The 9,439-nt window shown below is 74.4% G+C and carries 7 protein-coding genes; 4 read left to right on the forward strand and 3 right to left on the reverse strand.

Features of this window, described 5'->3' with window-relative positions:
• Positions 1-128 precede the first annotated feature (128 nt).
• The 3 genes from ABZ641_RS17880 to pcrA all read left to right on the forward strand — a co-directional run bounded on the left by ABZ641_RS17880 (position 129) and on the right by pcrA (position 5,624).
• Complete coding sequence (locus tag ABZ641_RS17880) at positions 129-1,646, forward strand: glycosyltransferase family 39 protein (RefSeq protein WP_359982872.1); 1,518 nt, start codon at positions 129-131, stop codon at positions 1,644-1,646.
• Between the two features lie 144 nt (positions 1,647-1,790).
• Positions 1,791-2,969: a hypothetical protein gene (locus ABZ641_RS17885; RefSeq protein WP_359982875.1), complete on the forward strand. Its 1,179-nt coding sequence runs from the start codon at positions 1,791-1,793 to the stop codon at positions 2,967-2,969.
• Positions 2,970-3,044: 75 nt separating this feature from the next.
• Positions 3,045-5,624, forward strand: a complete 2,580-nt coding sequence (pcrA, locus tag ABZ641_RS17890; protein ID WP_344626885.1) for a DNA helicase PcrA — start codon at positions 3,045-3,047, stop codon at positions 5,622-5,624.
• Between the two features lie 58 nt (positions 5,625-5,682).
• Here pcrA and ABZ641_RS17895 read toward each other — a convergent pair whose 3' ends face one another.
• Together ABZ641_RS17895 and ABZ641_RS17900 are read right to left on the reverse strand one after the other, a co-directional pair.
• Entirely contained in the window at positions 5,683-6,477 is a 795-nt protein-coding gene (locus tag ABZ641_RS17895) for a M23 family metallopeptidase (protein WP_344626884.1), read from the reverse strand.
• An 87-nt stretch (positions 6,478-6,564) separates the two neighbouring features.
• Positions 6,565-7,353, reverse strand: coding sequence for an alpha/beta fold hydrolase (locus ABZ641_RS17900; RefSeq protein WP_344626883.1), 789 nt, complete (start codon positions 7,351-7,353; stop codon positions 6,565-6,567).
• Positions 7,354-7,596: 243 nt separating this feature from the next.
• On the opposite strand from ABZ641_RS17900, the gene ABZ641_RS17905 reads away from it, so the two are divergent.
• Positions 7,597-8,004, forward strand: coding sequence for a cobalamin B12-binding domain-containing protein (locus ABZ641_RS17905; RefSeq protein ID WP_344626897.1), 408 nt, complete (start codon positions 7,597-7,599; stop codon positions 8,002-8,004).
• Between the two features lie 25 nt (positions 8,005-8,029).
• On the opposite strand, the gene ABZ641_RS17910 is transcribed toward ABZ641_RS17905, so the two are convergent.
• Positions 8,030-9,232, reverse strand: coding sequence for a DUF5691 domain-containing protein (locus ABZ641_RS17910; RefSeq protein ID WP_359982879.1), 1,203 nt, complete (start codon positions 9,230-9,232; stop codon positions 8,030-8,032).
• Positions 9,233-9,439: the final 207 nt, after the last annotated feature.

The raw sequence follows: 9,439 nt of genomic DNA on the forward strand, positions 1-9,439 counted from the left end.
GCGTGACGATCGACGCGGTGCCACGGTTCCGTCGGGAGAGCGGACCGCGCGGCCGGGGGACGTCCCGCGGAGCCGTGCAGGTGCACCCAGTCTCGCCGTGCAGACACGGCTCGGAGGGTTTGGACGACATGACATCCAGCGCCACGGCTCCCGTTCGCAGTGGCCCGGGGGGCGGCAGCAACGGAACGCGGACCGGACGGACCGCGAGCTTCACGGCACTGGCCGGCCGCACCTTCTGGCTCTGGCCCGCCCTGCTGACGCTCGCCCTCGGGGTGCGCGGCAGCGCCCGGCCGCAGCTGTGGCGCGACGAGTACGCGACCTGGAGCGCCGCCACCCGCAGTACCGGCGAGCTGTTCGACATGCTCCAGCACGTCGACGCCGTCTCCGGGGCCTACTACCTGTTCATGCACTACTGGATCGCCGTCCTCGGCGACTCCCCCGCGGTGATGCGGCTCCCGTCGGCCTTGGCGATGACGGGTGCGGCGGTGTTCGTGGCGCTGACCGCGCGCAAGATGTTCGACACCCGCACCGCGCTCTTCGCCGGCCTGCTCTTCGCCGTCGTGCCGTCGATCTCCAGGTACGCCCAGGAGGCCCGGACCTACGGATTCGTGGTGCTGGCCGTCTCCTGCGCCACGTGGCTCCTGCTGAGGGCCCTGGAGCGGCCGGCTCCGCGACGCTGGCTGCCGTACGCGGTCGCGGTCGCCGCGGCGGGCCTGTTCCACATGGTGTCGCTGCTCTTCCTGTCCGGCCACGCCGTGATCGTGTTCTTCCAGTGGCGGCGGGACCGCAACCGCGGAACGCTCCTGGGCTTCGGCGCATCGGTGCTGATCGGCCTCCTGCCCGTGGTCCCGCTCGTGCTGCTGGGCCAGCGCCAGGTCGGCCGGCAGATCTCCTGGCTGCAGACCCCGTGGCTGCAGACCTACATCGACTACTGGCACAACCTGTTCGGCTCGGCGCTGGTCAGCGGCTGCTTCCTGGTCCTGATCGCGATCCCGGGCGGCTGGGCGCGCCGCCGTCAGCCGGTCTTCGAGATCGGCACGGTCGCGGTCCTGCCGATCGCCATCAGCTGGGTCCTCTCGCACGGCCCCAGCGTCTACTTCTTCGAGCGGTACCAGCTCTACACCGTGTCGGCCTGGTGCATCCTCGCCGCGGCGGGGCTCAACTCCCTGCGGCCCCGGCTGCTCGGAGTGGTCGGGCTGGTGCTGGTGGCGGCGATCGGCGTCCCGGACCAGCAGAAGCTCCGTACCTCCACCTCCCACGAGCACACCGACGGCCGGCGTGCCGCGCAGTTCATCGCCGACCGGTACCGGCCGGGAGACGGCTTCGCCCCGGTCCGCGGCGAAGACAAGTGGATGATGATCGACCTGGAGGTCCGCTACTACCTGCCCGAGCGGGTCCACCTCCAGGACGTCCTGGTCGCGAAGAACGCCGTCGAGCGCGGTGACCTGTTCGCATCGGCCTGCCCGGTGCCGACCGCCTGCCTGGGCACGCCCCGGATCTGGGTCGTGACCATGGGCAACGACAGCGACACGCTGAAGCGGTTCCCGGCCGCGGAATCCGAGGCGCTCCGCGCGTCCTACCGGCAGACCGAGGTGATGCACGTTCGTGGGCTCACCGTCGCTCTGTTCGAGCGGACAACGAGCTGATCGTCATCGTGGGTTGACGTTGCGTTTGCATCCGGGGGCCAATCGGGCTGTCATCATGAGGTGTCGCGCAATCCGCTGCGGTTCCGGCGCCGAGCGGAGACGCCGACCGCCGGCACCGGCGTCGCCTCCGACGATGGGGTGCTCTTGTCCGCGGAAACAGCCGTCCGCGTCTCCCGCCCGGCACCCGCGGGGTGGTCCTCGCGGCCGGCCGGCCTGCTGCGAGCGGCCGCCCCCGCGCTGATCGGCTACGCCGCCGTGCGGGCCCTCGGCGTCCTGGTGCTCGTGCTCTGGGGCTCCCACCGGGGCACCCCCGGCCTCGGCCGGCTCAGCACCCTGTGGGACGCGTACTGGTACCGCGAGATCGCGCTGCACGGCTATGCGGGCACCACCCCGGTGCCCGGCCCGTACGGCCCCTACGAGCCGTACGCGTTCTTCCCCGCCTACCCCGCGCTGGTGCGGCTGGTGCACACCGTGCTGCCGCTGCCGGCGCACCAGGCGGCGCTGCTCGTGGCCTGGACGGCTTCGCTGGGCGCCGCCTGGGGCGTCTACGCGGTCGCCGCCCGGCTCCACGGACAGCGGGTCGGCGTCATCGCCGCCGTGCTCTGGGGGATCACCCCCTACGCCGTCGTGGAGAGCTCCGCCTACTCCGAGCCGCTGTTCACGGCGTTCGCCGCCTGGTCGCTGTACGCCGTGATCACCCGCCGCTGGGTCTGGGGCGGAACGCTCTGCCTGCTCGCGGGGCTGACCCGGCCCACCGGGGTCGCGCTCGCCGCGGCGGTGGGAGCGGCCGCGCTCTGGGAGGTCCTGCGGGGGCGCGGCACGCTGCGCACCGCGCTCGGCATGCTGCTCGCCCCGCTCGGCTTCCTCGGCTTCCTCGCCTGGGTCGGCGCCGTGAAGGGCCGCTGGGACGGCTACTTCCGGGTCCAGGACGCCTGGCGCTCGCACTTCGACCTCGGCCGCAGCACCCTGTACTCCTTCCGCGACCTGCTCACCGACGCCGACCAGGTCTGGCTGACCCAGGTGGTCGTCGCGGCCGTGCTGATCGGCGCGGTCGTCCTGTTCGGCATGTCCGTCATCCAGCGCCAGCCGCTCCCGTTGCTGCTCTACAGCGCGGCGATGCTCACCCTGGCGCTCGGCGACGCCGCCTACTTCAACTCGAGGGCCCGCTTCCTGCTGCCCGCCTTCGCCCTGCTGCTGCCCGTCGCCACCGGGCTCGCCCGGATCCGCAGCCGCGCGTCGCTGATGCTCCTGCTCGGCTCGGCCGCCGCCGTCTCGGCGGCGTACGGCGGCTTCGTGGCCTTCGTCTACCCGGACGCGCCGTAGCGGCCGCCCCCTCACCGGGGCGGATCCGGCGACCCGGGCCGGAGTGTCGGCGGCGGGTCATACACTCGGAATGCCATGACTAGCCTCTTTGACGACCTCCCGCTCCCCGGCTTCGAGAGTCCCTCGCTCGGGTCGAGCCCCGCCCACGACGAGCCGCCGCTGGACGAGGAGCCGCCGTACGAGGAGGCCATCCCCGACGGCCTGTTCGAGACCGACCTCGCCGCCCAGGACGAGCGCGACGCGTACTACCGCAACGGCCATGCCCGCCCCGTGATCGACCCGGAGCAGCTGCTCGCCGGCATGAACGACCCGCAGCGCGAGGCCGTCCTGCACCACGGCTCCCCGCTGCTGATCGTCGCCGGCGCCGGCTCCGGCAAGACCCGGGTGCTCACCCACCGGATCGCATACCTGCTGGCCGCCCGCGGCGCCCAGCCCGGCGAGATCCTGGCGATCACCTTCACCAACAAGGCCGCCGGCGAGATGCGCGAGCGCGTCGAGCAGCTGGTCGGCCCGCGCGCCCGGGCGATGTGGGTCTCCACCTTCCACAGCGCCTGCGTGCGCATCCTGCGCCGCGAGTCGAAGCTGCTCGGCTTCACCTCGTCGTTCTCGATCTACGACTCGGCCGACTCGCAGCGCCTGATGTCCCTGGTCTGCCGGGACCTCGACCTGGACCCGAAGCAGTTCCCGCCGAAGTCCTTCACCGCCAAGGTCAGCAACCTCAAGAACGAGCTGATCGACGAGGAGACCTACGCCGACCGGGCCGCCAACCCGATGGAGAAGAAGCTGGCCGAGGCGTACACCCTCTACCAGCGGCGCCTGCGCGAGGCGAACGCGCTGGACTTCGACGACATCATCATGACCACGGTCAACCTGTTGCAGGCCTTCCCCGACGTCGCCGAGCACTACCGCCGGCGCTTCAGGCACATCCTGGTCGACGAGTACCAGGACACCAACCACGCCCAGTACACGCTGGTGCGCGAGCTCTCCGGCGGCGCCCTCTCCGACGCGCCGAAGCTCACCGCGGACGGCGACTTCGTCAACCCGACCGCGGCCCGGCTCGCCCAGATCTCCCCGGCCGAGCTCTGCGTGGTCGGCGACGCCGACCAGTCGATCTACGCCTTCCGCGGCGCCACGATCCGCAACATCCTCCAGTTCGAGGAGGACTACCCCGACGCCACGACGATCCTGCTGGAGCAGAACTACCGCTCCACGCAGACCATCCTCACCGCCGCCAACGCAGTCATCGAGCGCAACACCAACCGGCGCAAGAAGAACCTCTGGACGGCCGGCGACCAGGGCGAGCGGGTGGTGGGCTACGTCGCCGACGACGAGCACGGCGAGGCCCAGTTCATCGCCGACGAGATCGACCGGCTCACCGACGAGGACGAGGCCCGGCCCGGCGACGTCGCGATCTTCTACCGCACCAACGCGCAGTCCCGCGTCTTCGAAGAGGTCTTCATCCGGGTCGGCCTGCCGTACAAGGTCGTCGGCGGCGTCCGCTTCTACGAGCGCAAGGAGGTCCGGGACATCCTGGCCTACCTGCGCGTCCTGTCCAACCCGGAGGACACCGTCCCGCTGCGGCGGATCCTCAACGTGCCCAAGCGCGGCATCGGCGAGCGCGCCGAGGCGATGGTCGACGCCCTCGCCGCCCGCGAGCGGATCAGCTTCGCCCAGGCGCTGCAGCGGGTCGACGAGGCGTACGGGATGGCCGCGCGCTCGGCCAACGCGGTGAAGAAGTTCAACGCGATGATGGCCGGCCTGCGGCAGGTCGTGGAGTCCGGCGCCGGCCCCGCCGCCGTGCTGGAGGCCGTGCTGGAGGAGTCCGGCTACCTCGCCGAGCTGCAGGCCTCCACCGACCCGCAGGACGAGACCCGGATCGAGAACCTCCAGGAGCTCGCCTCCGTCGCCCTGGAGTACGAGCAGGACCCGGGCGAGCGCCCCGAGGGCGAGGACGCCGAGGGCGCCCCGCCGGTCGGCTCGCTCGCCGACTTCCTGGAGCGCGTCGCGCTGGTCGCCGACTCCGACCAGATCCCGGACGACGAGGAGGGCCAGGGCGTCATCACGATGATGACCCTGCACACCGCCAAGGGCCTGGAGTTCCCGGTGGTCTTCCTCACCGGCATGGAGGACGGGATCTTCCCGCACATGCGGGCCCTCAACCAGGTCAAGGAGCTGGAGGAGGAGCGCCGGCTCGCCTACGTCGGCCTGACCCGCGCCCGCCAGCGGCTGTACCTGACCCGCTCGGTGCTCCGCAGCGCCTGGGGCCAGCCCGCGTACAACCCGGCCTCCCGCTTCCTGGAGGAGATCCCGGACACCCTCGTCGACTGGAAGCGCACCGGCGCGGCGGCCGTGCCCCCGGCCCGCGGCTTCTCGCCCTCGTCCTCCGGGGGGTCCCGCTCGTACGGCTCCTCCGGCGGTTCGGCCCGTTCGACGACGACGACGCCGCAGCCGGGCTGGGCGAAGTCCGCGCGGAAGGTGACCGAGCGCGAGGTGGTCGCGCTGGCCGTCGGCGACCGGGTCAGCCACGACTCCTTCGGCCTCGGCACCGTCGTCGCCACCCAGGGCGTCGGCGACAAGGCGCAGGCGACGATCGACTTCGGCACCACCGGCCGCAAGCAGCTGCTGCTGCGCTACGCGCCGGTCGAGAAGCTCTGAGTCGTCGAACCCGTCGGGCCGGCCCGCGCCGCCCGCCCGGGGCCCTCGCCCGGGGCGCTCAGCGCGGGTCGACCCCGTGGGCCAGCAGCCACGGCACCGGGTCGACCGGGGCCCGGCCACCGGGCCGCACCTCGAAGTGGAGGTGCGGCCCGGTGGCGTTCCCGGTCGACCCCGCCCATCCCACGACGTCGCCGGCCCGGACGGGCCCTCCGGGCAGCCGGTACCCGCGCAGGTGCCCGTACCAGGTCTCGGTGCCGTCCGCGGCGGTGACGACCGCCAGGTACCCGTAGGCGGCGCTCCAACCGGTGGTCACCGTGCCGTCGGTCGCGGCGCGGACGGGCGTGCCGGCCGGCACCGGGAAGTCGATGCCGGTGTGCCGGGCCGCCCAGTGCGGACCGGCCTGGCCGAAGCCCGCGCTCAGCCCCGTCCGCTCGACCGGCAGCACGTACAGCGGCCGCGGCGCGGTGTCCGTGCTCCCGGCTTCCCCGGGCTGCTCCGGCCGCTGCGGTCGGGGACGGCCGCGGGCGGCGAGCGCCGCCCGGGCCAGCTCCCGGTCGGCCCGGTCGGGGCCGGGCCGCTCGCCGGCGGGGCCACGGGAGGGGAACGAGGGGCCGGACGGCGCCGGGCCGGGCAGCCGGGTGCGGTCCGCGTGCACGGTCGCGGCCGCGACCCCGAAGACCCCGAGGGTGGCCGCCGACGGCAGGGCGACGGTGAGCATCGCCCGCCGGGTGGTGCTCGCCCGCGGGCCGCGGTGCTGGCCGCGGGGCCGCTCGGCGCCGCCGGCCGGGCCGGGGAGCTGCCGGTGGATCGGGATACGGATCGGGATGCGGACGGGGGAGCGTCTGACCGTCATCGCGCCGCCTCCTCGGAATCGGGAGTGACCGGGAGAAAACAGTCGAGACTGTAGACCTTGATCACGATCCCGGACGAAGTGCGCATCTCAGCACGCGTGGCGCTCCGTCAGGGGCCCTGCGGCCCACGCCTCCAGGGCGAGCCGGACGACGGCGACCGCCCGCGGGTGGGCCGGCAGTCCGACGTGGCCCGCGCCGGGCACGGCCACGTTGGCGGCGTCCAGGTCGGGATGGTCCAGCCGGGCGCCGCGGCGGGGCAGCACCACCTCGTCCAGTCCGCCGCGGACGGCCGTGAAGCGGCTGGTGCAGCCCGGCGCCGGCAGCCGCAGTTCGGCCAGCAGGTCGCTGCCCGGCCGAAGCTGACGGGTGATCGGGAAGGGGTTGGGCAGCAGGGCCGCCGTCGTCCCCTCGTGCGGGGTGGCCAGGGTGACCACCTCGGGGACGAGTTCGTGGCCGCCGAGACGCTGCACGTAGTAACGGGCGATCAGGCCGCCCAGGCTGTGCCCGACCAGGGCGACGGGGCGGCCCCCGTGCGCCTGTGCCGCCCACTCGACGTGCCGGGCGAGCAGCACGGCGGCGGCCCGCACGTCGCGGGTCAGCGGCGAGTAGTTGAGGGCGTGCAGGTGCGTCCAGCCGTGCCGGTGCAGATCGCGGCGGAGCGGCCCGAACACGGCCCGGTTGTCGACGAACCCGTGCAGCAGCAGCACGGGGTCGTGCCGGGGCGGCGCGGCGGGCGGCGCCGGGCGGTCCGGGCACGGACGGGGCCGTCGCTCCGGCGGGATTCCGGTGGGGTAGCGGACCAAGTGGTGCGCGAGCGCGGCGGCTTCCGCGCCCGCGCCGCGGACGGTGGCGGCCGTCCGCTGGAACGGGATCGTCATGCGGCTCTCCCCGGCAGGACGGCGCGGGGCCCCTGCGGCGGCCGACGCAGGGGAGACGGAAGAGCTGGTACCAGGGGTGGCTGACGGGCAGCCCTGTGATTTTCCCCGCCCGTCCGCAACCGAAAACCGCCGACGGGTGCACTCCGCGTTACGCTGCCAGCAGGCCCGCCGGAGGCCGTGGACACCGCGCCCGCGTCCGGGCGGGGCGGCCGGGCCGCGGACGACGAGGTCCAGGAGGCAGCGATGGGTGTGTCGGGGCCGATCCGCGTGGTGGTCGCCAAACCGGGGCTGGACGGCCACGACCGGGGCGCGAAGGTGATCGCACGCGCGCTGCGCGACGCCGGTATGGAGGTCATCTACACCGGCCTGCACCAGACCCCCGAGCAGATCGTCGACACGGCGATCCAGGAGGACGCCGACGGCATCGGGCTGTCCATCCTCTCCGGCGCCCACCTGACCCTCTGCGCACGCGTGATGGAGCTGCTGCGCGAACGCGAGGCCGAGGACATCACGGTCTTCTGCGGCGGGATCGTCCCCGAGGAGGACATCGCCCGGCTCAAGGAGCTCGGCATCGCCGACGTCTTCACCCCCGGCACCACGACCGGGTCGGTGGTCGACTGGGTCGAGGCGAACCTCCGCCGCGCGGGCTGACCACCGGCCCGCCGTACGCGGCCCCTCAGGGCGCGAGTTCGGCGAACATGGCCGCCCGCAGCCGGAGCGTCTCCGCGAGACGGGTGAAGGTGTCGGCCCAGGCGGTGTCGGGCGCGGCGTCGGCGGCGAGCGCCTCCACCGCGGGGGCGGCCTCCGGGGCGAGCGCCCGCTCCGTCATGCCGAGCACCCCGCTGTGGCTCCACGGGTAGGCCCCGGAGCCGGCCGCCCGCTCCAGCGCGGCGACGACCGCGGTGGAGAGCGGCGGCGTCCACGGGGTGGCACAGGCCCCGAGCAGCTGGAAGGCGTCGCCGAGCCCGTGGGCCCGGATGAACGCCGCCGTCCAGGCCGCCCGCTCCACCGTCGGCAGGACGGCCAGCAGCTTCGCCGGGGCGCCCGCCGTCCGCTCGGCGCCGCCCGGCCGGGGCGGCGGGCCGAGCAGGGCGCGGGCCCAGGCCTCGTCGTGCTGCCGGACGGCGGCCCGTGCCCAGGCCTCCCGCAGGTCCGCCGACCAGTCGGTGCCGTCGGCCTCGCCGCCCTCCCGTGCGGGCAGCCGCAGCACCTGCTGCGGGGTCAGGCCGGTGGCGTCCGTCCACAGCGCGAGCGGGGCGGCGGCCACGATCTCGCCGAGCCACCAGGAGCGCTGCCCGCGCCCGGTGGGCGACTTGAGCGGTATGCCGTCGCGCTGCATCGCCGCGTCGCACTCGGCGGGCGGGGCGACGGCGAGCAGGCCGTCGAGCGGGTGCACGCAGACGCGGGCGCGCTCGGCCATCCGGGCGGCGAGGGCCGAGCCGGGCAGGGTGGAGAGCAGCTCCGCGGCGGTGGTGCGGACGTTCTTGCTGCGGTCGCCGAGGGCGGCCTCCAGGAACTCCTCGTCCGCCGTGGACAGCCCCTCCTGCAGGGCGTCGAGGAAGAGCAGGCGGTCCTCGGCCCGCTCGGTGCCCCAGGTGGAGCGCAGCAGGGCGAGGCCGGCCGCCGGGTCGCGGCGGCGCAGCCTGGTCAGGTGGGTGACCCGCTCGGCGAACAGGCCCTCCTGCCAGATCTGCTCGCCGGCCGCCGGATCGTGCTGAGCGTCGGCGGCGCCTGCCGCTCCGGTCGCGGCCGCGGTGCGGCCGACGAAGCGCCAGTCCGGGTTCTGCCCGGCCAGCCAGCGGCCGAGCGGGCCGGCCAGGGCCACCACGTCGGGGCGCAGCTCGCTGCGGGCGCGGGCGGTGTCCAGCAGGGCGGGCACGTGCGCCGGCGGCAGCCGGTAGCCGTGCGCCCGGGCGGCGGCCAGCCACTGGGGGAGCAGCTCGGTGAGGTTGGCGAGGCTGGTGTCCGGGCCGCGGCCGCCCAGCAGGAAGCCGAGCCGGCGGCCAGGTCACCCCGAGGCAGATCACGCGTCCGACGGTCACGCCCACGGGGGCCGCGCCGCGGGCGGCCCGGAGCACCCGCACGC

The sequence above is a fragment of the Kitasatospora sp. NPDC007106 genome (assembly GCF_040634455.1).
In the GTDB taxonomy this organism is placed as follows: Bacteria; Actinomycetota; Actinomycetes; order Streptomycetales; family Streptomycetaceae; genus Kitasatospora; species Kitasatospora arboriphila.